Annotated in this window: 20 protein-coding genes; 10 read left to right on the top strand and 10 right to left on the bottom strand. The window is 74.9% G+C overall.

The window, feature by feature from the left end; translation table 11 throughout:
• Nucleotides 1-23 precede the first annotated feature (23 nt).
• The gene (locus ACSNOA_RS07115) at nucleotides 24-2,450 is read right to left on the bottom strand and encodes an FtsX-like permease family protein (RefSeq protein WP_436657131.1); all 2,427 of its coding nucleotides are present in this window, start codon (nucleotides 2,448-2,450) and stop codon (nucleotides 24-26) included.
• Nucleotides 2,444-3,187 (bottom strand): ABC transporter ATP-binding protein, encoded by a 744-nt coding sequence (locus ACSNOA_RS07110; protein ID WP_436657130.1) that lies wholly within the window; start codon nucleotides 3,185-3,187, stop codon nucleotides 2,444-2,446. Before ACSNOA_RS07110 ends, ACSNOA_RS07115 begins: the two co-directional genes overlap by 7 nt.
• A 166-nt stretch (nucleotides 3,188-3,353) precedes the next feature.
• On the opposite strand from ACSNOA_RS07110, the gene ACSNOA_RS07105 reads away from it, so the two are divergent.
• The 3 genes from ACSNOA_RS07105 to ACSNOA_RS07095 are packed head-to-tail and all read left to right on the top strand — an operon-like array spanning nucleotide 3,354 to nucleotide 5,718.
• Complete coding sequence (locus ACSNOA_RS07105; RefSeq protein ID WP_436657129.1) at nucleotides 3,354-4,514, top strand: sensor histidine kinase; 1,161 nt, start codon at nucleotides 3,354-3,356, stop codon at nucleotides 4,512-4,514.
• Complete coding sequence (locus ACSNOA_RS07100; protein ID WP_436657128.1) at nucleotides 4,511-5,185, top strand: response regulator; 675 nt, start codon at nucleotides 4,511-4,513, stop codon at nucleotides 5,183-5,185. The genes ACSNOA_RS07105 and ACSNOA_RS07100 overlap by 4 nt, the downstream gene beginning before the upstream one ends.
• Nucleotides 5,182-5,718 (top strand): DUF1697 domain-containing protein, encoded by a 537-nt coding sequence (locus tag ACSNOA_RS07095; RefSeq protein WP_436657127.1) that lies wholly within the window; start codon nucleotides 5,182-5,184, stop codon nucleotides 5,716-5,718. Before ACSNOA_RS07100 ends, ACSNOA_RS07095 begins: the two co-directional genes overlap by 4 nt.
• 43 nt (nucleotides 5,719-5,761) lie before the next feature.
• On the opposite strand, the gene ACSNOA_RS07090 is transcribed toward ACSNOA_RS07095, so the two are convergent.
• Nucleotides 5,762-6,748 carry an MBL fold metallo-hydrolase gene (locus ACSNOA_RS07090; protein ID WP_436657126.1) on the bottom strand — a complete coding sequence of 329 codons (987 nt, stop codon included), beginning with the start codon at nucleotides 6,746-6,748 and terminating at the stop codon, nucleotides 5,762-5,764.
• Nucleotides 6,749-6,903: 155 nt separating this feature from the next.
• Nucleotides 6,904-7,800, bottom strand: a complete 897-nt coding sequence (locus ACSNOA_RS07085) for a serine hydrolase (RefSeq protein WP_436657125.1) — start codon at nucleotides 7,798-7,800, stop codon at nucleotides 6,904-6,906.
• A 64-nt stretch (nucleotides 7,801-7,864) separates the two neighbouring features.
• On the opposite strand from ACSNOA_RS07085, the gene ACSNOA_RS07080 reads away from it, so the two are divergent.
• The 3 genes from ACSNOA_RS07080 to ACSNOA_RS07070 all read left to right on the top strand — a co-directional run bounded on the left by ACSNOA_RS07080 (nucleotide 7,865) and on the right by ACSNOA_RS07070 (nucleotide 10,614).
• On the top strand, nucleotides 7,865-8,824 hold the full coding sequence (locus tag ACSNOA_RS07080) for a LysR family transcriptional regulator (RefSeq protein ID WP_436657124.1): 960 nt from the start codon (nucleotides 7,865-7,867) through the stop codon (nucleotides 8,822-8,824).
• Between the two features lie 160 nt (nucleotides 8,825-8,984).
• Complete coding sequence (locus ACSNOA_RS07075) at nucleotides 8,985-9,836, top strand: aldo/keto reductase (RefSeq protein WP_436657123.1); 852 nt, start codon at nucleotides 8,985-8,987, stop codon at nucleotides 9,834-9,836.
• A gap of 82 nt (nucleotides 9,837-9,918) precedes the next feature.
• Nucleotides 9,919-10,614: a hypothetical protein gene (locus ACSNOA_RS07070; RefSeq protein WP_436657122.1), complete on the top strand. Its 696-nt coding sequence runs from the start codon at nucleotides 9,919-9,921 to the stop codon at nucleotides 10,612-10,614.
• Nucleotides 10,615-10,644: 30 nt separating this feature from the next.
• Here ACSNOA_RS07070 and ACSNOA_RS07065 read toward each other — a convergent pair whose 3' ends face one another.
• On the bottom strand, nucleotides 10,645-11,487 hold the full coding sequence (locus tag ACSNOA_RS07065) for a helix-turn-helix transcriptional regulator (protein WP_436657121.1): 843 nt from the start codon (nucleotides 11,485-11,487) through the stop codon (nucleotides 10,645-10,647).
• 103 nt (nucleotides 11,488-11,590) lie between these two features.
• Between ACSNOA_RS07065 and ACSNOA_RS07060 the strand changes: the two genes are divergently transcribed.
• Nucleotides 11,591-12,346, top strand: coding sequence for an SDR family oxidoreductase (locus tag ACSNOA_RS07060; RefSeq protein WP_436657120.1), 756 nt, complete (start codon nucleotides 11,591-11,593; stop codon nucleotides 12,344-12,346).
• Between the two features lie 125 nt (nucleotides 12,347-12,471).
• Here the strand turns inward: ACSNOA_RS07060 and ACSNOA_RS07055 are convergent, their stop codons facing one another.
• From ACSNOA_RS07055 to ACSNOA_RS07045, 3 genes are read right to left on the bottom strand one after another with little or no spacing between them, the layout of a single operon-like run.
• Nucleotides 12,472-14,007 carry a DUF6297 family protein gene (locus ACSNOA_RS07055; RefSeq protein WP_436657119.1) on the bottom strand — a complete coding sequence of 512 codons (1,536 nt, stop codon included), beginning with the start codon at nucleotides 14,005-14,007 and terminating at the stop codon, nucleotides 12,472-12,474.
• A gap of 4 nt (nucleotides 14,008-14,011) precedes the next feature.
• Nucleotides 14,012-14,701: an ABC transporter ATP-binding protein gene (locus ACSNOA_RS07050; RefSeq protein WP_436657118.1), complete on the bottom strand. Its 690-nt coding sequence runs from the start codon at nucleotides 14,699-14,701 to the stop codon at nucleotides 14,012-14,014.
• 9 nt (nucleotides 14,702-14,710) lie between these two features.
• Nucleotides 14,711-15,271: a GNAT family N-acetyltransferase gene (locus tag ACSNOA_RS07045; RefSeq protein WP_436657117.1), complete on the bottom strand. Its 561-nt coding sequence runs from the start codon at nucleotides 15,269-15,271 to the stop codon at nucleotides 14,711-14,713.
• Between the two features lie 160 nt (nucleotides 15,272-15,431).
• Here ACSNOA_RS07045 and ACSNOA_RS07040 point away from each other — a divergent pair, with 160 nt between their 5' ends.
• The 3 genes from ACSNOA_RS07040 to ACSNOA_RS07030 are packed head-to-tail and all read left to right on the top strand — an operon-like array spanning nucleotide 15,432 to nucleotide 17,874.
• Nucleotides 15,432-15,986, top strand: coding sequence for an NADPH-dependent FMN reductase (locus ACSNOA_RS07040; protein WP_436657116.1), 555 nt, complete (start codon nucleotides 15,432-15,434; stop codon nucleotides 15,984-15,986).
• 23 nt (nucleotides 15,987-16,009) lie between these two features.
• Nucleotides 16,010-17,023 carry an ATP-binding cassette domain-containing protein gene (locus ACSNOA_RS07035; RefSeq protein ID WP_436657115.1) on the top strand — a complete coding sequence of 338 codons (1,014 nt, stop codon included), beginning with the start codon at nucleotides 16,010-16,012 and terminating at the stop codon, nucleotides 17,021-17,023.
• Nucleotides 17,020-17,874, top strand: a complete 855-nt coding sequence (locus tag ACSNOA_RS07030) for an ABC transporter permease (protein WP_436657114.1) — start codon at nucleotides 17,020-17,022, stop codon at nucleotides 17,872-17,874. Before ACSNOA_RS07035 ends, ACSNOA_RS07030 begins: the two co-directional genes overlap by 4 nt.
• 59 nt (nucleotides 17,875-17,933) lie before the next feature.
• Here the strand turns inward: ACSNOA_RS07030 and ACSNOA_RS07025 are convergent, their stop codons facing one another.
• A complete protein-coding gene (locus ACSNOA_RS07025; RefSeq protein ID WP_436657113.1) occupies nucleotides 17,934-21,251 on the bottom strand; it encodes an ATP-binding protein in 3,318 nt (1,105 codons plus the stop codon).
• Nucleotides 21,252-21,445: 194 nt separating this feature from the next.
• Complete coding sequence (locus ACSNOA_RS07020) at nucleotides 21,446-22,162, bottom strand: TioE family transcriptional regulator (RefSeq protein WP_436658336.1); 717 nt, start codon at nucleotides 22,160-22,162, stop codon at nucleotides 21,446-21,448.
• Nucleotides 22,163-22,201: the final 39 nt, after the last annotated feature.

The following is a 22,201-nucleotide window of genomic DNA, read 5'->3' as shown; positions in this document are numbered from 1 at the left end:
GGTTACATCTGCGTCACGAACGGTCATGCGGTGACCTCCGTTGCGGCCGCCCCGCGAAGCGACCGCAACGTCGGGACCATGCTTCCCGCGAGCGCCAGCAGCAGGCACAGGCCGACCACGCCGGCGACCACCGACCACGGCACCACGAGGTCGACCGGCGCGCCGACCTGTTGGGAGAGGCCGGCACGGATGCTCACCAGGCCGGCGAGCGCCACGGCCCCACCGAGCAGCGCGCCGATCAGCACCGCGAGCGCCGCCTCCGCCGCGACCAGCCGGACGACCTGCCGACGGGTCGCGCCGGCCAGCCGGATCAGCCGCAGGTCGGCGGCTCGGCCCGCGGCGGCCATGAGCAGCGTGTTGACCACGGCGATGCCCCCGTAGCCGGCCGTCACCCCGATGAGCAGCAGGGTGGCCAGCCACACCAGCCGGTCCTCCGCCTGGTCCGCCTCGGCGGCCCAGGTGGCGACGTCGACGATCCGCGCCCCGACCGGCGGATCGACCGGGTCCCGCAGGTAGACCACGGAGGTCAGCGCCGACGGGTCGTGGGCGCGTACGACCGCTCGCGGCAGGAGCAGGTCTCCCGGGAACGAGTCGTCGGTCACCACCGCCACGACGCGCAGCCCCACCCGTTCCCCGTCGGCGAAGACCACCGGGTACGGCTCGGCGGGCAGCCCGCCGCCCGGCGCGGCTCGGGCGGGGACCACCACGGTGTCCGGGCCGCGCAGGTCGGCCAGCGATCCGGCGAGCACGGTGAGGGCCCGGTTCGCCGCGGTGAACGCCGCCGGGTCGATGCCGAGCGCGGTCAGCGGTCGGATCGGCGTCCCCGGCGTCTCGTCGGTGTCGTACACCGTCGTGGGCAGCAGGGCGGCGCCGGAGGTCGCCGCGACGGCCGCGTCGGAGAGGCCGGGCGCCCGATCCGGAAGGACGACCCAGCCGGCGTTCACGGCGCTCGACCGGCCCGCCGCGTACACCGCGGTGGAGGTGCGGACCATCCCGGACACCAGCACCGCGAAGGCGACCGTGAGCAGGACCGGCGCGGCGGTCGACGCGGTCCGGCGGGCCGCCGTCGACGCTCCGGCCCGGACGAGCAGCCGGATGGCGCCACCCCGCCGCGACGGCGGGCAGAGCAGGCCCACCACCGGGCCGACGAACGCCGGTGCGAGCACGGCCGCGCCGGTGACCAGGCCCATCACGGCCCAGAGCGCGTAGCCCGCGCCGTCCTGCGCGTCCTCGGCGGCCGCGGTCGCGAGCCCGAAGGCCGCACCGGCCGCGACGAGGAGGCCGCCGGTCACGGCGCGCCGCCACCCTATCGGCCGCTGCTCGACGGCCGCCTCACGCAACGCCTCGAGCGGCCGCACCCGCGCCGCCCGCCGCGCCGCCGACCAGACCGCCACCACCGCGACCAGGGGCCCGGCCGCGAGGGAGACCGCCACCGGCCAGAGGGTGTACCGGACGCGGAAGGTCGCCGGCTCGAAACCGGCGTCCACGAGCAGCCGTCCCACGACCGGGGCGAGCACCGCTCCGGCCAGCAGGCCGGCGAGCGCTCCGGCGGCGCCCACGACCACGGCGTGCCCGTACAGCATGCGGCGGACCTGCCGCGGGGTGGCGCCCACGGCGCGCAACAGTCCCAGCTCCCGGCGACGCTGCGCCACCAGGTACGCGAAGGTCGCGGCGACCACGAAGATCGTGACGAAGCCGGCCAGGGCCGCGGTGCCGGTGAGCACCTGGAGGCCGATCCACCGGGTGCGGGCGTCGCCCCGGGGCTCCAGCACGCCGCGCCCGTCGCCGGTGAGCACCCGGCCGTCGCGGCCGACGACCTCGCGAGCGGCGTCGGCCACCGCCTCCGGCTCGGCCCCCGGATCCAGGAGCAGGCCGATGGCCTGCACACCGGGCGCGAGGGCGGCGGCGACCCCGTCCGCGACGTGCACGCCGGGAGCGTCGAGCAGGCCACTGACCGTGTACGGCTGCGGGCCGGTGGCGGTCAGGAGGGTGACCGGGGCGCCGGGCCGAAGGCCGAGCGCGGCGTCGACGACCACCTCGCCGGGGCGCCGAGGCGGCGTACCCGCCGTCAGGCGCAGGCCGCCCAGCCGGGCGCTGGACCAGCCGTGCCCCTCGTGCGCGTCCTGCCGCTGCCCGTGGGTCGAAGAAGGACGGCCCCCGACGAGGGGTTGGGCGTAGAAGGCCCGGTCCGGCACGGCCGCGGTGACGCCGGGGAGCGCGGCGAGCCGCGCGGACAGGTCGGCCGCCGTCGCGGCGGACCAGGGACGTGCGGGCGGAAACGGGTCCGCGGGGCTGCCCGCCTCGGGGCTGGCCACGACGACGGCGGCGTGCGCGAGCCGGTCCGGCACCTGCGGTCGTCCGGACGCCAGGAGCAGGGTGGCCGCGGCCACGAGCGTCACCCCGACGGCGACGGCCATGAAGGCGCCGGCGGACCGCCGGACGGTCAGCACGACGGCTCCAGCGTCAGGTCGGTGATCCGGGCGGCGACCGCCGCCGGGGTGAACGGGCCGGTCACCTCGTCGACGAGGCGCCCGTCGGCGAGCAGGAGGATCCGGTCGGCGTGGGCGGCGGCCACCGGGTCGTGCGTCACCATCACGACGGTCTGCCCGTGGTCGTCGACCAGGCTTCGCAGCAGCCGCAGCACGAGACCGGACGCGGCGCTGTCCAGCGCGCCGGTGGGTTCGTCGGCGAAGACCACCGCCGGTCGGGTGACCAGCGCCCGGGCGATGGCGACCCGCTGCTGTTCGCCGCCGGAGAGCTCGCCCGGCCGGTGTCCCGCCCGTTCGGCGAGCCCGACGGCGGCGAGCGCGGCCGTGACCTCGGAGGCCGCGGGACGCCGGCCGGCCAGGCGCAACGGCAGCTCGACGTTCTGGGCGGCGGTCAGCGTGGAGATGAGGTTGAACGCCTGGAACACGAAGCCGATGCGGTCGCGGCGCAGCCGGGTCAGCGCGTTCTCGCCCAGCTCGTCGAGGCGGATGCCGTCGACGGTCACGCTCCCCTCGGCCGGCCGGTCCAGCCCGGCCGCGCAGTGCAGCAGCGTCGACTTCCCCGACCCCGAGGGGCCCATGACCGCCGTGAACGTGCCGCTCGCGAAGGCTGTCGTCACGCCGTCGAGCGCCGTCACCCGCCGGCTTCCGGACCCGTACACCGCCCGGACCTCGGTCAGCGTCACCGTGTGTGTCGTCATGCTGCCACCGTGCCGGGCGGGGAGGGCACGGCGCGTCGTGCCGGGGCCGGCACTTCGCCGCCATGCCCGGGGATGAGCCGGAGCACCGGAGGCGCCGATTGTCATCCCGCAGGATGACCGCCCGCGGGTCGATGCCCCCGGCCCGGCGCGGCGTTACCGTCTGACCATGGGCCCTCATCTCCTGACCCGCCGGCTGCGGCCGGTGGATCTGTACGTCGTGGACGGTGTGCTGGCCCTGGTGCTCGGCGCGGCGCTCACCGCGTACGCGGCGCTGGAGTCGCCGCTGCACGGCGGCGTCCGCGAACCGGTGTGGCTGTCGGTGGTCACCGGGCTGGTCATCGGGATGCCGGTGGCGGCCCGGCGCCGGTGGCCGGTGGCGGTGGCCGTCGCGGTGAGCGTGTCGGCCGCCGTCGCGCTGACGACCGGCGTGATCCCGAACTTCGCGGCCGCCGCGCCGGCGGTCGCCATCGGTCTCGCCTTCTACACCCTGGCCCTCGTCACGCCCGCCCGTTGGTCGCTGGCCTGCGCGGCGGCGTGCCTCGTGGTGGTGAGCGTGGCGTTGGCGTCGACGGCCGGCGACCTGTGGACGCGGACGGGCGCGGTCGGCTACGCTGCCGTCATGATCACGCCGGCGTGGTTGCTCGGCTGGTCCGTCCGGGAACGGCGTGCCCTCGCCGCCCGGCAGAGCGAGCACCTGGTACGCCAGGCCGCCACCGAGGAGCGGCTGCGGGTCGCCCGGGAGCTGCACGACGTGGTGGCCCACACGATGAGCCTGATCGTGGTGAAGGCGGCCGTCGCCAACCACGTGGCCGAGGCCGACCCGGGCGAGGCCCGGGACGCGCTGCGGGTCATCGAGGAGACGGGCCGGACCGCATTGACCGACATCCGCCGGGTGCTCGGCGCGCTGCGCGAGGGCAATCCGTACGCCCCGGCGCCCGGCCTCACCGAGTTGTCCGGGCTCGCCGATCGCGCGGCGATCGGCGGGGTGGACGTCCAGGTGGACGTCCGGCGGGACGTACCGGACGTCGGCGTCGTGCCCGAGTCGGTGGGCCTCGCGGTGTACCGGATCGTGCAGGAGGCGGTGACCAACGTGGTGAAGCACGCCGCACCGGCCGCCTGCCGCGCCACGGTCACCGTGGCCGCCGGGGAGGTGCGCGTCGAGGTCACCGACGACGGGCGGCGGCCGGTCCGCTCCGATGTGGAGGGCCACGGGCTCGCCGGCATGCGGGAGCGCGTGGCGCTGCACGGTGGCGAGTTCTCGGCCGGTCCCCGCGCCGGCGGCGGTTTCGCGGTCGCCGCCCGCCTGCCCTACCGGGTGGTCGCGTGATCCGGGTGCTCATCGCCGACGACCAGGCGCTGCTGCGCGGCAGCTTCCGGCTGCTGGTCGACCTGGCGCCCGACTGCACGACGGTCGCGGAGGCGGGCACCGGCGTGGAGGCGGTCGCCCTGGCCGCCCGACACCGGCCGGACGTCGTTCTGATGGACGTCCGGATGCCGGAGATGGACGGCATCGAGGCCACCCGGCGGATCTGCGGCGATCCGGCGACGGCGGGCGTCCGGGTGCTCATCCTCACCACGTTCGACCTGGACGAGTACGTCTACGGCGCCCTGCGGGCCGGGGCGAGCGGCTTCCTGCTCAAGGACACTCCGCCGGCCGAGTTGCTGGCCGGCATCCGGGTGGTGGCGACGGGCGAGGGCCTGCTCGCCCCCACGGTGACGCGGCGGCTGATCGACGAGTTCGTCCGGCGGCCGGAGCCGGCCCGGCGGCTGCCGCGCCGCCTCGACGGCGTGACCGAGCGGGAGCGGGAGGTGCTGGCGCTCGTCGCGCGGGGGTTGTCCAACGCGGAGCTCGCCGCCCACCTGCACCTCAGTCTTGCCACCGTGAAGACGCACGTCGGGCGGCTGCTGACCAAGCTGGCCGTGCGGGACCGGGCGCAACTCGTCATCGTGGCGTACGAGACGGGCCTGGTGGGCCCGGCGCGGAGGGAGGACGCATGACCCGGTACGTCGCCCTGCTGCGGGGCGTCAACGTGGGCACCACCGCCCGGATCGCGATGGCCGACCTGCGGCGGATTGTCACGGCCCTCGGTCACGAGGACGTCCGGACGTACCTGCAGAGCGGCAACGTGGTCTTCGGAAGCGGCGTGCGTGACGCCGAGCGCCTGGCCGCCGGCATCGCGCGCGCCATCGCCGACGAGCTGGGCCTGACCGTGCCGGTGCTGGTGCGCAGCGCCCGGGAGATGGCCGCGCTCGCCGGCGGCAACCCGTACGCCGATCGGGAGGACGACCCCACGAAGCTGCTTGTCGCGTTCCTCGCCACCGCGCCCGAGCCGAGCCGGGTGGCGGCGCTCACCGTGCCCGGCGGCGAGACGGCCGCGTTCACGGTGACCGGCCGGGAGGTCTACCTGCACCACCCCGACGGGTACGGGCGGTCGAAGTTCAGCAACGCGTATCTGGAGAAGAAGCTCGGGGTGGTGTCGACCACCCGGAACTGGAAGTCGGTGCGGGCCCTGGCCGACCTGTCCGCCTGATCCGGCGGGTGGCCGCCGCACGGCGACCACCCGCCGACCCCGGTCAGAAGTGGTACGCGGTGTCGTACTCGGGCACGAGCACCCGGCTGCGCGGCGACGACTCCCGCACCGCCGCGACCAGCTTGTCGAGCTGCGTCCGGTCGGCCGGCGCCACGGTGGGCGGGTTGCGCAGCTCGATTTCGAAGTTGTCGAAGTGCACCGGCACGACGACCTTCGGGTAATTGAGCGCCGCCATCAGCCGCGGCACGTAGTCGGCGGTGACGTTCGTGCTGTTCAGCGCCACCATGGCGACGTCGGGCGAGATCCCGGTGAGGTTGCGCTCGGCGAAGTCGCTGGCGCCCATGAAGAACACCGACGGGCCGCCGGGAATCCGCAGCACGTAGTTCAGCGTGTCGCCCTCGGGAAGGTCGGCGATGGTGGCCGGCTTCGCGGGCGGGTCCACCCGCACGCCGGGGAAGGCCACCGCGTACGACTTGTTGCGGCTGTGCAGCGAGGCGACCACCTCGACGGTGTAGTCGCCGAAGTCCATCACCTCGCCACCCTTGACCGCGCTGAGCTGCGCGGACGGCACCCCGTACGCGAGACCGAGGTGGTACGCGGTCAGCGTGCCGAACACGCGGGCTCCGGTGCGCTCCGCGATGTACGGGACGTCCATGAAGTGGTCCCAGTGGGTGTGCGTGACGAGCACCGTCTCGGCCCGGTCGACGCGCGCGTCCACGGCGCTGGTGTCGACCTCGAGCGGGGTGGACTCCTTGAGGGCGCCCTTGAACAGCCCGGTGTCGATGCGGCTGAGGAAGGGGTCGACCAGGACGGTGCGGTCGCCGATGTCGACGCGCCAGCCGGCGGTGCCCCACCAGCGGAAGCTGACCCGGCCGCTGCGGCGGGTGCCGGCGGGTGCCGGCGCGGCTTGCGTCGGCGCGCCGGCCTGCGCCGGGGCGCCGAGCGCGGTCGAGGCGAGTCCGCCCGCGGTCACCACGGCGGTGGTGGCGGCGGCGTCGCGGAGGAAACGGCGTCGGTCGAGACTGGGCATGCGGAAGTGCTCCCGTCGTACTGGGCGATCGGTCGGTGCGAGCCAACCAGCCCGCCTCCCGCCGCGTCCAAGATCGACCAGCGGGGCCGTCGATATGCTTTCGCGTATCGGGCCTGGTCATTCCGGGTGCCGTCGCCGCCGCAGCCGGTCGAAAGTCAGTTCGCGCGCAGCGCCTCGACCGCCACCCGGGCGGCCTCCCCCATGGCCAGGTCCACGTCGATGCGGCGGGTGGCGAGCTGGTCGGTGCGGGCGAAGACGGCGATGCCGTACCGGCCGCCGTCGGGATACTCGGCGACCCCGGCCTCCAGGTGCAGCCCGGGCAGGGTGCCGGTCTTGCCGGCCACCCGTACGCCCGCTGGGAAGCCGGCCGCGAGCCGGGTCCAGAAGATCTGACGGGCCATCAAGTCACGGACCATCCGGCAGGCCTCGGCGGGACCGGCCTCGTCCCGCCAGATCAGGGCGAGCAGCCGGGTGATCTCGCGGGCCGTGCTGGAGGTGGTCTGGTGCGGGTCGAGAACCCGCATGGCGCGCACCCGCTCGGGCGTCAGCGTGGGGAAGATCCGGGCGAAGTCGGCCTCGGTACGCGCGCCCACGTCGGCGAGCATCACCTCGACGAGTTCCCGGGGGCCGCCCACGACACGGGTACGGGTGAGCCCCAGCTCGGCGGCGAGCATCGGCAGCAGGTCCCGGCCGACCCGGCGCAGCAGCAGGTCGGCGGCCGTGTTGTCGCTCACCGACATGGCGAAGTACGCGAGGTCGCGCAGCGACACCTCGGCGTCGTCGGCGCAGCCGGCCAGCCCCCAGCCGCCGAGGCGGTCGGCCGCGGTGACGAGGATCCGCTCGGTGGGGTCGAGCTGGCCGGCGGCGACCTGCCGGGCGAACTCCAGCACCAGCAGGATCTTGAAGATCGAGGCGATCACCACCTGCTCGTCGGCCCGTACGGCGACCTCGCCCGTTCCCGGCCGGTCGGGCGCGTCGATGTCCACGACGTGCAGGCTGGCGCTCACGCCGGCCCGGCCGAAGATGTCCTCGATGAGATCGTTGACTGCCACTCCGGCACGGTAACCACCGGGCGGCCCGCCCGGCGGGCGGGCCGGCGGGCGTAGGGTCCGGCGGGTGGACCTGCTCCGACACCTGCGGCACTTCGTGGTGGTCGCCCGCGAGCTGCACTTCGGGCGGGCCGCCGAGCAGCTCGGCATGGCCCAGCCGCCGCTGAGCCAGTCCATCCAGCGACTGGAGCGCGAGCTGGCAGTGGAGCTCTTCGACCGCTCCCGTCGCCAGGTACGCCTCACCACCGCCGGCGAGCTGCTGCTCGGCGAGGCCGAGGAACTGCTCGCCGCCGAGGGGCGGCTGCGCAACCTCATGCACCAGGTACGCGCGGGCGCCCTCGGCGTCCTGCGCGCCGGCGTACCGCCGGAGACGCCGGCCGTGACCCTGCGCGCGCTGCTGGACCGGCTCGCCGACCGGGCACCGGGGCTGGACGTGGAGCTGCACGAGCTGACCACCGGCGAGCAGTTGCGGGTGTTGGCCGAGCGGCGGCTCGACGTGGGCCTCGTGCACCACCCCGTGCCGGACGACGGTCTGCGCTTCGGCGCGGCGGTCGACGTACCGCTGGGGGTGCTGCTGCCGCGGACCTCGCCGCTCGCGCGGGAGCGGGAGGTGGACCTTGCGGCGCTCGCGGGGCTCGACCTCGTGACCGCGCCGCGCGCCACCGCCCCCGGCTGGCACGACCACCTGCTGGCGGTGTGCCGGCGGCACGGGTTCCGGCCGGGGCGGGTCCGGCCCGCCCGCAACCCGGAGTTCCTGTTCGGGTTGGTGCTGGCGGGCAACGGGGTGGCCGTGGAATCCGCGGCCACGGCCCGCCGGGAGCCGCGGATCGCCTGGCGTCCGATCGCGGGCGCGCCGCTGGCGAAGCGTACGTCGGCGGCGTGGCCGGAGCGGGCGGCGCATCCGGCCGCCGCGATGTTCGCCCAGCTGGCCGCCGAGGTGCTGGCCGACGCGGAGCCGGCACCCGCCGAGCCGGTGCCGGCGCCCGCGCAACGGCTGTGGCGGGTGCTGTTCGACACGACCGGCTGAGCGCCACATCGGTGTCGCCCGGCGCCGCCGTGGCCGAACTCACCGCCGGCCGGTCCGTGAACCCGCCCCCGGGAAGGGTATGGGAGAGGGTTGGCAGGTCCGGTGGCGCGCAGAGCACCTTTCGCCCCGGACGTCCCGAACGACGCGCGAAGGAGCCGCAGTGGCAAACACGATTCCCACCATCAGCCTGAACGACGGCAACACCATCCCGCAGCTCGGCTTCGGGGTCTTCCAGGTCGAGCCGAGGGATACGGCGCAGGCGGTCGGGAAGGCCCTGGAGGTCGGCTACCGGCACATCGACACGGCGGAGATGTACGGCAACGAGGCCGAGGTCGGGGAGGCCGTCCGCGCCTCCGGACTGGACCGGGGTGACATCTTCGTGACCAGCAAGCTGAGCAACGCGGCCCACCGGCCGGACGACGCCCGCCGTGCCTTCGACGGGACGCTCGCGGCGTTGGGGATGGACTACATCGACCTGTTCCTGATCCACTGGCCGCTGCCCACCCTCTACGACGGCGACTTCGTGTCGACCTGGAAGGCGCTGGAGGAGTTCCAGCGGGACGGTCGGGCCCGCTCGATCGGCGTGTCGAACTTCCAGGTGCCGCATCTGGAGCGACTGTCCGCCGAGGCGGACGTCGTGCCGGCGGTCAACCAGATCGAGGTGCACCCGTACTTCGGCAACGAGGAGGTGCGGGAGTACGGCCGCAAGAACAACATCCTCACCGAGGCCTGGTCACCGATCGCGCAGGGCAACGTGCTCGGCGACCCGACGGTCACCGACATCGCCGAGCAGGTCGGGCGGACGCCGGCCCAGGTGGTGCTCCGCTGGCACGTCCAGCGTGGAGACATCATCTTCCCGAAGTCGGTGACCCCGGCACGCATCGAGGAGAACTTCCGGATCTTCGACTTCGAGCTCGACGACGCGGCCATGGAGCGGATCACGCAGCTCGACCGGGGCCCGGCCGGCCGGCAGGGCGCCGACCCGGACACCTTCGACTGGGTGCCGGCCTGACGTAACGCGGCTGCCGGCGGCGGCGCACTGAGAGGGGGGCCGACGAGCCCCCCTCTCCGGTATGAAAGGACCGCCCCGCGCGATGTCGCCCCGCCGTGCCCCGCTCGTCCTGCTGTCGTTGCTGCTCCTGATCGGCTCGGCGGGCTGCGGCCCGGGCGAGCCCGCCGAGGCTGCCCGCTGGTCCGAGCCGGCATCCGCGTCCCCCACGCCGCCACCTTCCCGGCCCGCGCCGACCTCCACGGCCGAGGTGCGCACCCGGGTCACCGGGGCGATGCTCCAGCTCGACACGTCCTTCCACCCGGAGACGGCGGCCCACACCGAGGAGAACACCGACGCGTGGAAGCTGATCTCGCTGTGTCAGGCGAGCCTCCCGTCGGACCGTAAGCGCACCGCGTACCGGGAGCGGGTCTGGGACGGCGAGACGATCTGGATCCGGCAGTACGTCGTCGGCTACCTCACGGTGCCCGGTCGCAAGCTCGCCGACGAGCTGCGGTCGGTGCTCAAGACGTGCAAGCAGTACGAGGTGCCGAGCGACGGCCGTACGTCGACGATCGTGCAGCCGTCACCGCCGCCGGTGCCGAACGGGCCGGACGTGATCACGTTCTGCGAGCGGCTGAAGGGCAATGCGACCCGGCACCAGTGCACGCTCCTCCTGACCCGGGGCAACTTCGTCATGGAGGTGGACGCCGCGGGTGGGAACGGCGACCTGGCCGCCACGACCGCGCTGCTCACGAAGATCGCCCCGCTGGCCACGGCCGCCCTCCAGAAGATCGCCTGAGCCGCCGTCTCCGCGCGACGGCCGCCGCGGTCAGGAACGGACACGCTCGGCGAGCCGGCGGAACACCGTGTGGGTGGGCGAGCCGGGCTCGGGGACGTAGACGATGAGGCGCTGGTCGGTCTCCGGTACGTGCAGCACCCGGCACTCGAACTCCAGCGGGCCGAGGTCGGGGTGCGGCACCCGCTTGACGACCGGCCGGCGCTCCTCGACGTCGTGCTCCGCCCAGAGCCCGGCGAACCGGGGCGAGGTGCCGAGCAGCTCGGTGACCAGCTGCCGAAGCCCCGGGTCGTGCGGGTAGCGGCCGTACGCGGCGCGCAGGTCGGCCACCGAGCTGCGGGTGAAGCGCAGCAGGTCGGGGTCGGTCCAGTGGGTGTCCGTGGCCGGCTGCCGGAACATCCAGCGGACCATGTTGCGGTCCTCCGGCGGCACGGTGGCGAGGTCACCCACGAAGTACGTGGCCAACCGGTTCCAGGCGAGGATCTGGTAGCTGGCGTCCACCAGGTACGCCGGGGTCTCGGCCATCGCGTCGATGAAATGCCGCAGCCCGGCGCCCACCTCCCGGCTCGGGCCGACCGCCGGGGGCGGGCTCTCCCCCGCCACCCGGAACAGGTATTCGCGCTCGTCGCGGGTGAGCAGCAGCGCCCGGGCCAGGGCCGCGAGCACCTGCCGGGACGGATGCGGGCCGCGGCCCTGCTCCAGACGGACGTAGTAGTCGACCGACATGCCGGCGAGCTGCGCCACCTCCTGGCGGCGCAGGCCGGGCGTGCGGCGGCGTACGCCGTCGGGCAGGCCGACCTCGGCGGGACGCAGCCGGGCGCGGCGGCTGCGCAGGAACGCCGCCAGTTCGTCACGGCGCAGGCCGGTGCTCGTCATGCGTTCCAGCTTGCCCCAGCCCCGGGTGCCCAGGGTGGTACCGCCGGTACCAGCCTCGCCCGGTCTCTCCCGCCCGGGCCGTTCCGGCGGGACCGTCGACGGCATGACGACGAACATGATCGCCCTGGTGACCGGGGCCAACAAGGGAATCGGCCTCGCGACCGCCCGGCAGCTCGGGGCGCTTGGGATGACGGTGCTGCTCGGCGCGCGGGACGCCGAGCGGGGCCGCGCGGCCGAGCGGGAGTTGCGCGACGGCGGGACGGACGCCCAGTTCGTGCCACTGGACGTCACCGACGCCGAGTCGGTGGCCGCCACCGCGAAGCTGGCCGAGGAGGAGTACGGCCGCCTCGACGTGCTGGTCAACAACGCCGGCATCGCGCTCGGCGACGGCGAGCGGGCGCTGCCCAGCGAGACCACCGTCGGCACCCTGCGCCGGGTGTTCGAGACGAACGTCTTCGGGGCGGTGGCGGTCACCAACGCGCTGCTGCCGCTGCTGCGCCGCGCGCCCGCGGCCCGGATCGTCAACGTGTCCAGCGAGGTCGGGTCGATCGGCACGATCAGCAACCCGGAGAGCTTCATCTGGGGCTTGACGTCGGTGCCGTACCCGGCGTCGAAGGCGGCGCTCAACATGGTCACGGCCATGTACGCCAAGGAGCTGCGCGACACCCCCGTCAAGGTCAACGCCGCGAACCCCGGCTACTGCGCCACCGACCTCAACGGGCACCACGGCTTCCGCAGCGCCGAGCAGGGCGCCGAGGTGAGCGTGCACCTGGCGACGCTGCCCGCGGACGGCCCGACCGGCTGCCTGTGGGGCCACCTCGCCGACGGCGACGGCGGGTACGGCGTCCTCCCCTGGTGAGGCCGCCGCGGGCCGCGCAAAGATCCGCGCAACATCGGGGATGTAGTGGCCTCCGCCGGCCCGGAGGCCACCACATCAGGGAAGTTGCGCGGATCTTGAGCGCCCCGTCCCGACCCGCGCGGACCCTAGACGGCGACGGTGCGGGCGGCCGACCGGCGGAGCGTCAACACGAGACAGCCGGCGATCGACAGCGCCGCCTGCGTCAGCACCGCGGACCAGCCGAGCGGCTCCGGGGCCTGCACCGTGAACAGGCTGATCACCACGGGCAGGGCGAGGACGGCCACGACGTCCACCCCGTTGACCAGCCAGAGGAGTACGCCGCTGGGGAACGCGCCGACCGGCGTGTCGATGAAGATCGTGCCGATGCTGCTGGCGCTGATCTTGGCGCGGTAGAGGGCCGCGACGGCGGCCGCCGGGCCGACCGCGACACCGAGCGCCCACCACGGGCCGGCCAGCTCACCGGTCACCTGCGCCAACGCGAGGGCGAGCGCGCCCCAGAGCGCGGCGACCACGGCGGGGACCACGAGCCGCTGCGACAGCACACGCCGGGCCGAGAGGCCGAGCAGCCGCAGTGCCGCCGGGTTGGACGCGTCGGTGTGCGTGGCCTCGCCCGTGACGCTCGCGGCGGCCAGGGCGCCGACCAGGACGACGGCCGCCAGCAACCAGGCCGGCCCGTCGGCGACGAGGGCGGGCAGCATCGCGGTGCCGACCAGCCACGGCAGCCGTCCGGGCCGGCGTCCGGCGGACAGCAGGTCCTGCGCCACCAGCGGCGGGACCCGGCGGGCGCGCACCAGCCGCGAGGTGCGGATCCCGGTGCGCCGCCGCCAGTACCGGCGCGAGCCCTGCTCGGCCAGGAACGACGGCTCGATGGCGTAGACCGCGTCGGCGTACGAGCCGACGGTGGCCGACGCCTCGACGATCCGGTGGGTGGGCCACCCGTCGAGCCGCCACCACACCCGGGCGACGGCCGCGGCGGCCAGCGACACGACGATGAGCGCCGGCGCCAGCACGGCCGATGCCGGAGGCGGCACCGCGTCCGGCAGCGCGTATCCACCGGCCAGCCGGTCGGCGGCGGCGGCGGCCACGACGAGCGTGGCGGCCGTACCGCCAGCCACCAGGTCGACGACCCGGCCGGTACGCGGCCGCTGCTGGCAGCGCACCGCGAGCAACACGAGGAGGAGGCCGAGCGCGGCACCACCGAAGGCGCCCGCCACGACGACCGTCGCCTCGGCCGGGCGTCCGACGGCCCGACCGGCGACGGCGAGCCCGAGCAGGCCGCCCACGACGACCGCGGCGAACGCGGTCAGCAGCAGGGCCGGCGTCAGCAGCGTGCGCCGGGACACCGGCGCCACCAGCAGCCAGGTGGCGTCCGCCCGCGTGACCACCACGGGGCCGACCCGCCGCAGCACCCCGAAGAACGCCAGGAGCGCCAGCGCGGCGACGGCCAGCAGCGGGATCGACAGTCCGTCGCCGCCGGCCGGCCAGACGGCCGCGGTGAGCGGGTGCCAGACGAGGGCCGTGGCCATGACGATCGCGAGCAGGACGCAGTAGACGCTGCTGGGGTCGATGCGCCCGGCGGCGGCGACGCGCATGCGACGGATCCGGCGGCGGACCGCCGCATCGCTCGGCGGGGCCGCGCTCGGCGCCCGGGTGGTGGTCACCGGGTCAGCCCTCCGGCCGGCGCAGGACGACCTCGTCGGCGCCCACGTCGCGCCAGAACCGCTCGTCGTGGCTCGCCATGAGCAGCGTCCCGCCGCCCGCCAGGTAGTCGCGCAGGTGGGCGGCGAGGACACGCTTGGCGTCGGTGTCGAGGCGCTGCTCCGGTTCGTCGAGCACCAGCAGCCGGCTCGGGCGTACGAACGTCGCCGCGAGCAGGAACCGCTGCCGCTGGCCGGAGGAGAGAGTGATCGGCAGACTGTCGGCGATCCCGGCGATCCCGAACAGCGCGGACACCTCGTCGATGCGCCCGTCGGCCGGGTCACCACCGTTGGCGACCCGCACCAGGTCCAGGTGCTCCCGCACCGTGAGGCCGTGGTACCAGGTCGGCGACTCCACGGTCGTCGCCACCCGCCGCCAGAACGCGACCCCGCCGTCGGGCGGCTCGCCGAAGACGCTGACCACGCCGCCGGAGGGCGCCTGGAGGCCGGTGACGCAGCGCAGGAGGGTGGACTTGCCCACCCCGTTCTCACCGGTGAGGGCGACCACGGCACCGACGGGCACCCGCAGGCCCACCCCGTCGAGCACGGTCGTCGACCCGTACGTGACCGTCAGGCCGGTGACCGCGACCGCGCTGCCGTCCGCCTCGCCCGCGTCCCGCTCACGGTCACGCGTGGCGCTGCTTTCCCCGTCCCGCATCCGGCCATGCTACTGGCCGACCGCACGCTCCCCGGCCGACGCGGCACCCGCCGGCCGGCCGCTGCCGGGCGCCACCGCCGTGAGGTCGAGCCGCCAGTCGTTGGAGTGCATGATCCGGCCCGGCGGGTGCTCGAACTCGGTCTCGCCCAGCAGCGTGAAGCCGGCCTTGCGGCAGACCGCGTTCGAGGCGGGGTTGTCGACCGACGGGTACGCGTGCGCCCACCGGCGCGTCCGCCGGGCGGCCGCCACGGCCACCACCGCGCGCACCGCGGCCGTGGCCAGCCCTCGACCCTGCTGCTCGGGGAGCACCGCCCAGCCCATCTCGTAGACCTGCTCGCCGCGCCACTCGCGTTCCCAGTAGCCGACGCTGCCGGCCTTCGCCCCGTCGGGCAGCACGACCGTGAACATGCAGCCCTGGCCCGTGCCGCCGAACCGCACGTACCGCTCGTGTCGCGCCACCACCTGCTCGTCCGTCTCCGGGCCACCGGTGTGCGCCCGGATCTCCGGCGCGTTGAGCCGCCGCAGCAGGTCGAGATCGTCCTCGCTCCACGGCGCGATGCGCACCTGCACCCTGCCACCCCCTCGTTCCCGGTCGTCATTCAACCCGACCCCACCGACAGCCTCGCGACACACGCCGAGCCCCGTCCGGCGTCCGCTAGATCCGATCTAGCGGGCGCCGGACGCCGTCTCGCGCCGAAGGGGTGAGACCGGGAGGCCGGGAGGGGGACGCATGACACCGCTGCGACTCGCCGTGATCATCGGCAGCACCCGCGAGGGACGGATGGGCGAGACGGTCGCCCGCTGGTTCGTCGAGCAGGCCGACCACCGGGACGACATGACGGTGGACGTCCTCGACCTCGCCGACTACGACTTCCCGGCCGGCTACCCGACCGAACCGACCGGACCGATCCGGTCGTTCGTCCGGGCGGTGGGCCGGGCGGAGGCGTTCGCCGTGGTCACCCCCGAGTACAACCACAGCTTCCCGGCCTCGTTGAAACAGGCGATCGACTACGCGTACGACGAGTGGCAGGCCAAACCGGTCGGCTTCGTGGCGTACGGCTGCCGCTCGACCGGCCTGCACGCGGTGGACCAGCTCCGCACGGTCTTCACCGCGCTGCACGCCACGACGGTGCGTGACGTCGTCGGCGTCGACCTGCTCTGCGGGGAGCCGTCGCCGCTGCACGCGGACCAGCTCGGCCAGGACGCCCGCGTCCTGCTCGACGAGCTCGCCTGGTGGGGCCTCGCGTTGCGCGACGCCCGCGCGGCGCGCCCCTACGTCTCCTGAACTCCTGAAGGAAGGTACGGATCATGAGTAAGCGCACGACCGGCCTGGCCATCGAGGCCGAGGGCCTGACCCGGTCGTTCGGAGCGACACGGGCGCTCGCCGGGATGGATCTCCAGGTGCCCGCCGGCACCGTCTACGGCCTGCTCGGCCCGAACGGGGCCGGCAAGACCACGGCGGTACGGGTGCTCGCCACGCTGCTGCGTCCGGACGGCGGCCGGGCCCGGGTCTTCGGCCACGACGTGGTGGCCCAGGCCGACAGGGTCCGCGCCCGCGTCAGCCTCACCGGCCAGTACGCCTCGATCGACGAGGACCTGACCGGCATCGAGAACCTCGTGCTGCTCGGCCGGCTGCTGGGGCTGCGGAAACCGGCCGCCCGACAGCGGGCCGACCGGTTGCTCGCCGCGTTCGGGCTCACCGAGGCGGGGAGCCGGCAAGTGAAGAAGTACTCCGGCGGCATGCGGCGGCGCATCGACATCGCGGCCAGCATCCTCAACACGCCCGATCTGCTCTTCCTCGACGAGCCCACGACGGGTCTGGACCCGCGCAGCCGCAACCAGGTGTGGGAGATCGTCCGGGCGGTGGTGGCGCACGGCACCACGGTGCTGCTCACCACGCAGTACCTCGACGAGGCCGACCAGCTCGCCGGCCGGATCGCCGTCGTCGACCACGGCCGGGTGATCGCGGAGGGCACCCCGGGCGAGCTGAAGTCGTCGGTCGGCTCCGGCACCGTCCACCTGCGGCTGCGCGACGCCTCGCAGCGGCCCGAGGCGGAGAAGGTGCTGCAGTCGGCGCTGGGCGTACCCGTGCAGCTCGAGGCCGACCCGCTGGCGCTCACGGCCCGGGTCGGCGGTGAGGGCAGCGACCTGGCCGCCAGCGAGCAGGCCGCCCGCGCGCTGGGCGACCTGTCCCGCGCCGGCATCGTCGTCGACGACTTCTCCCTCGGCCAGCCCAGCCTGGACGAGGTCTTCCTGGCCCTGACCGACCACCCCGCCACGCCGACCGACGAGCGGGACGAGCAGCTGGAGGCAGCTCGATGAGCGACACCGCGACCACGACCGACCGCGCGCCGTCCGTCTACGTACCGTCCGCCGAGGCGCTGGCGACCGTCCTCGCGCCCGGCGAGCGCCCGGTCAGACCGAGCGCGCTGTCGGCGTCGCTCACCTTCGGCTGGCGGGCGCTGCTGAAGATCAAGCACGTGCCGGAGCAGCTCTTCGACGTGACCGCGTTCCCGATCATCATGGTGCTGATGTTCACGTACCTGTTCGGCGGCGCCCTCGCCGACAGCCCCCGTGACTACCTGCAGTTCTTCCTGCCGGGCATCATGGTCACCAGCGTCGTGATGATCACCATGTACACCGGGGTCGGGCTCAACACCGACATCGAGAAGGGCATCTTCGACCGCTTCCGTACGCTGCCCGTCTGGCGGCCGGCCGCCCTCGTCGGCATGATCTTCGGCGACGTGCTTCGGTACGTCCTGGCGGCCGTGGTGATCCTCGGCGTGGGCCTGGTGCTCGGCTTCCGGCCGGACGGCGGCCTGCTCGGCGTGGCCGTCGGGATCGGCCTGCTCGTGGTCTTCTCGTTCGCGTTCTCGTGGGTCTGGACGTTCTTCGGCCTGGTCCTGCGCAGCGAGAAGTCGGTGATGGGCGTGAGCATGATGGTGCTGTTCCCGCTGACCTTCCTCAGCAACGTCTTCGTCGACCCGGCCACCATGCCGGGCTGGCTCCAGGCGTTCGTGAAGGCCAACCCGATCACCCACCTCGTGGCGGCCGTCCGCGCCGCGATGGCCGGCTCGTCCGACGCGGCGAACACGATGTGGCTGCTGCTGTGGAGCGCGGGTTTCGTGGCCGTCTTCGGGACGCTGACCATGTACCGCTACAACCGCCGCTGAAACCGGCCGCTCCGCCGGGCGTCGCCACCTCGGGTGGCGGCGCCCGGCGCGTTCGGAGGTCAGAGCCGCCAGGGCAGCGGCTCGGGCGGGAGGTACCGGCAGGTGCCGCCCGTCGAGACCGCGTCGCGCAGGTGCAGGGCGAGCGCGGGGTGCCGGTCGTCGAGCTTGCGCAGCGTGTCCCGGATCCGGGCGGTCACCGTCTTGCGGGCCCGTTCCGCCTCGTCACCCAGCCGGCGACTGCGCCCCGCGAGCCCGGCCGCGGCGCGCAACTCCGCGAGGAGCGCCGACCGCTCGGCCTCCAGCCGGCCGACCCTTCCCGCGTCGTCGCGGACGGCGGCCCGGTCGATCTCGTCGTCGAGGCGCTCCAGGTGACTCCGGTAGCGGGCCTTCGCCTCGTCGTCCAGCACCGGGTCGCCGCCGAGCCGGCGGGCGGCCACGAGGTCCGGCCCGGCGGCCGGGTCGAGCAGCTCCACGGCGGGCACGTCGGTGCCCGGCCGGCTGAGCAGCAGGTGCAGGTCGTGCAGGCCCTTGGCGTCGGGCAGGTGGACCACCGTGCCGGCGTAGGCGAGCTGCCAGACCGGGCCGTCGCGGCGGAACTCGTACCGCGCCGGCGCGGGCGCGTTCGATCGGTCGTCCCGCTCCGGCGCGACGCCGGCCGTGCCGTCGTGGTGCGGCTCGTCGTCACCCTGCCGTCGACCGGCCGCGCCGACACCCACCAAGACCTGATCGACGGCCATGGCCGCGGGCGCGGCGGTGAGGCGGTCGCGCACCTGACACATGCCGAGGACGGCCGCGTCGCGTTCGGCGCCGGCGCGCAGCGCCGACGCGGCGGTCGCGTCACCCGGGCGGCCGCGTCGGGCGAGCGCCTCGGCGAGGGCGGCGCGCGCCAGCACGGACCAGGGCCGGGAACCCATCCGGTCGGCGGCGTCCCGGGCCGCGGCGAGGTTGGCCACCGCGTCGTCCCACCGGCCCTGGGCAGCGTCGAGCAGGCCCAACCAGTGGTCGACGGGGCCGCTGACCTCGCACCCGAACAGCGCCACCGTCCACTGTCCACGGTGCGGCGCGAGCGCCTTCCGCACCGCCTCGCACCGCCGCGGATCACCCGAGGCCGCGGCGGCCTGCGCGCGCAGCCGCAGCCACAGCGGTGACACGGCTCGCGCGTACGTGGTGCCGGCGGCCTCGATCCCGGCGGTGAGCCGCACCGCGGTCGCGTGGTCGCCACGCTCGGCCGCCGTGATGGCGCGGGCCAGGTCGAGGTACGGGTAGTCGGCGGCGACCAGCCCGTCGAGGAGCGCGTCGATCTCGGCGAAGAGGCCCTGGAGCAGCAGCCGCGACCAGCGCAGGTGGTGGCCCATGAACGCGAAGTCGGACGGCGCCTGTTCGCCGACCTCGTCGAGGGCGGCGAAGTGCCGATCCGCCTCGGCGAACTCACCGCGGAAGCCGGCGATGATGCCGGCGTCGATGGCGCTGGCCATGCGGTGCCGGGCCGCCTCGCTGGCCTGGCAGCCGGTGACGAAGGCGGTCAACTCCTCCAGGTAGCGCGGGTCGCCCAGTTCGAGGAGGGCGACCCAGCGCAGCGACGTCGCCCAGAGCTCGGTCTCCCGGTCACCCGTCCGGCGGGCGACCTGCCGGATCTCGGCGGTGATCGCCGCCCGGTCGGCCGCGGTGCCGAGCCCCCAGGTGGTGTCGTGGCGGGCCCAGAGGCTGAAGGTGAGCGCCTCGTCGTCCTGCCCGCGGCGGGCGAGCGTCTCGGTCGCGGTGATGAGGTCGGTCACGAGTGTGGCGACCGGCGCCCCCTCGGGAGGTTCGCCGATCAGCCGCCGGTATGCCTCCCGCAGCAGCTCCGGCGAGTCGCCGGGGCGTACGTCGCCGGCCTGCCGGTGCCGCTCGACGCTGAGCGCGACGCGGGCCAGCACCGCCGGCTCGTCGAGCGTCACGGCGAGCGCCGCCGCCTCGTCGAGCAACTGCCGGGCCGCCTCCGTCCCGCCGCAGTGGAACAGCAACTGGGCCAGCTCGACGGTGATCCGCACCCGGTGGGCCGGGGCCCGCACCACCTCGAGGGCACGGCGGAAGTGGAGCACCGACTCGTCGGTGGCGAGCCTTCCGCCGGCGTCCCGCGCGGCCGCGACCAGCAGCTCGGTGACCTGCGCGGGATCGAGGGCGGCGCCGGCGAGGTACGCGTGGCGGGCCAGGTCGGCGGGGACCAGCCGGTCGAGGAGGTCGGGCGCGCCGTCCACCGCCCGCACCACGGCCGCGTGCCGCGCCCGCCGGTCGTCCTCGGCGAGCCCGTCGTAGAGGGTCTCCCGCACCAGGTCGTGGGCGAACGAGAAGCGGCCGCCGCCGCGGGCCACCACGAGGCGGGCGCTCGACGCGTGGTCCAGGAGCCGGTCGACCTGCGCCGCCGGGGCCGCCGCGCACGCGGCGAGGACCTGCCGGTGGAACTCGCGACCCAGGACGGCGGCGACGGTGAGCGCCTCCACCACCGCCGCCGGGAGTTGGGCGAGCCGGCCGCGCACCGCCTCCCGTACGCCGGGGGCGATGGTGCCGACGGCGCCGCCGGCCCGCCACAGCCGGGCGGTCTGCTCGACGAAGAACGGGTTCCCGCCGGTGCGCCGGTGCACCTCGTCGACGAGGTCGGGGGCCGGCTCCCGCCCGGCCGTACGCGTCATGAGCGCGCCCACCTCGTCGCGGGACAGGCCGGTGAGGGTGAGGGTGGTCGCCTTGGCGAGCAGCGGCAGGAGCAGCGGTCGCAGCGGGTGGTCGCCCGACTCGACCTCGGCGTCCCGGTAGGTGCCCACGAGCAGCAGCCGTTCGAACCAGGTGTGCCGGGCGGCGAACCCGAGCAGCCGCAGCGACGCGGGGTCGGCCCAGTGCAGGTCGTCGAGGACCACCACGACGGGCCGGTGCTGGGAGATCGCGACGAGGGCGGTGGTCACCGCGTCGTGGAGGGTGAACTCCTCGCGCTCGGCGTCGTCACCGCTCTCACCCGTGCCCGCCGGGCCGGCGGTCATTACGTCGCCGCCGGGCCGCGCGTCGGCGCCCGCGGGTTCGCCGAGCAGGACCGCGAGGGCTGGTTCGGCGACCTGCCGCGCCACCGCCCAGTCGTCGGCCGAGCGTCGAAGGGCGCGCAACACCTGAACCCACGGCCAGTAGCCGGGCGCGCTCGCCGAATCCCAGCAGGCCGCGCCGAGCACCAGCGCGCCCTGCCTCCGGGCCTCCCGCGCGGCGGCCGTGACCAGCGTCGTCTTGCCGATGCCCGGCTCGCCCGTCACGAGGACGAGGCCGCCGTGGCTGCTGGTGGCCCGCTCGAACTCGGCGCGCAGCAGACCGGCGGGGTGGTCCCGCCCGATGATGCCGTCGCCGACCTGCGCGTCCATGACCTCCCCGACGGTAGCCGAACCATCCGACAGCCCGGGGACCGTCGCGCTGCCGCCGCCGCGCGATCCGGCACCACGCGGCGCCGCCGGGGGTCCGGTGTCGCGATCAGCGATATGACTCAGAGGCATATTGATGACTCTGCGGCATCGCCCGCACGGCCCAACCGGGTCCGGCGGGGCCGAGCGGCAGCCGGTCAGAGACCGGCGGCCTCCAGGTAGTCGGCGAGCCGGCCGGAGGCCACCAGCATGGCGCGTCCCCGTGCCGTGAGCCGTTGCCGCCACCCGTCGAGCGACGCGGCCAGCGGCCCGGGGCCCTCGGCGGCGCGGACCTGCCGTATGACAGTGGCGATGTGGTCCAGCAGGTAGCCGCCGCGGCGCAGCAGGTGGGCCAGCTCGGCGTCGCGTACGTCGTCGGCGTCGTACCGGCGCTGCCGGCTGCCCCGGTCGCGGGCCGGGGCCAGGACGCCGGCGCGTTCCCACTTGCGCAGCGTCGCGGGGGTCACCCCGATCCGGTGGGCGAGCGCGCCCACGGTGAGCGGCCGCTCGGGGCGGGTGCCGGTCGGCACGGAGGTGAGCACGGCGACGGTCGCCTCGACGGCGTCGAGAGTCTCCCGGTCGCGCAGGAGCTGGGCGTGGCCGCCGTCCACGGCACGCAGCGCCGCGTCGACGTCGCCGCGCGTCGCGGCGCGCATGATCTCGGCGGCCAGCCCGTAGCCGTACGCGGGAACGAGCGCCAGGTAGGCGCGGAGCGCGGCGGCGTGCAGCCCGGTGTACACCCGGTAGCCGCTGGCGGTGCGTTCGGCCGCGGGGAGGACGCCGTCGCGCTCGTAGTTGCGGACCGCCTGGGTGGAGATCCCGTGCTCGCGGGCGAGGTCCACCGGCCGATGGTGAGCAGCTGTTTGAGACTTCAGGGCAGGCTCCCCCGTCGAATGTCGGGCAAAGCTTCAAAA

The sequence above is a fragment of the Micromonospora sp. URMC 103 genome (genome assembly GCF_051386435.1).
Classification (GTDB): domain Bacteria; phylum Actinomycetota; class Actinomycetes; order Mycobacteriales; family Micromonosporaceae; genus Micromonospora.
This window is presented reverse-complemented; position numbering and strand designations above follow the sequence as displayed.

Coding starts and splice junctions, on each gene's coding strand:
- ACSNOA_RS07060 (WP_436657120.1), top strand. CDS start 11,591: ATGACGACGAACATGATCGCCCTGGTGACCGGGGCCAACAAGGGAATC.
- ACSNOA_RS07070 (WP_436657122.1), top strand. CDS start 9,919: ATGTCGCCCCGCCGTGCCCCGCTCGTCCTGCTGTCGTTGCTGCTCCTG.
- ACSNOA_RS07030 (WP_436657114.1), top strand. CDS start 17,020: ATGAGCGACACCGCGACCACGACCGACCGCGCGCCGTCCGTCTACGTA.
- ACSNOA_RS07065 (WP_436657121.1), bottom strand. CDS start 11,487: ATGACGAGCACCGGCCTGCGCCGTGACGAACTGGCGGCGTTCCTGCGC.
- ACSNOA_RS07040 (WP_436657116.1), top strand. CDS start 15,432: ATGACACCGCTGCGACTCGCCGTGATCATCGGCAGCACCCGCGAGGGA.
- ACSNOA_RS07105 (WP_436657129.1), top strand. CDS start 3,354: ATGGGCCCTCATCTCCTGACCCGCCGGCTGCGGCCGGTGGATCTGTAC.
- ACSNOA_RS07035 (WP_436657115.1), top strand. CDS start 16,010: ATGAGTAAGCGCACGACCGGCCTGGCCATCGAGGCCGAGGGCCTGACC.
- ACSNOA_RS07090 (WP_436657126.1), bottom strand. CDS start 6,748: ATGCCCAGTCTCGACCGACGCCGTTTCCTCCGCGACGCCGCCGCCACC.
- ACSNOA_RS07025 (WP_436657113.1), bottom strand. CDS start 21,251: ATGGACGCGCAGGTCGGCGACGGCATCATCGGGCGGGACCACCCCGCC.
- ACSNOA_RS07050 (WP_436657118.1), bottom strand. CDS start 14,701: ATGCGGGACGGGGAAAGCAGCGCCACGCGTGACCGTGAGCGGGACGCG.
- ACSNOA_RS07095 (WP_436657127.1), top strand. CDS start 5,182: ATGACCCGGTACGTCGCCCTGCTGCGGGGCGTCAACGTGGGCACCACC.
- ACSNOA_RS07110 (WP_436657130.1), bottom strand. CDS start 3,187: ATGACGACACACACGGTGACGCTGACCGAGGTCCGGGCGGTGTACGGG.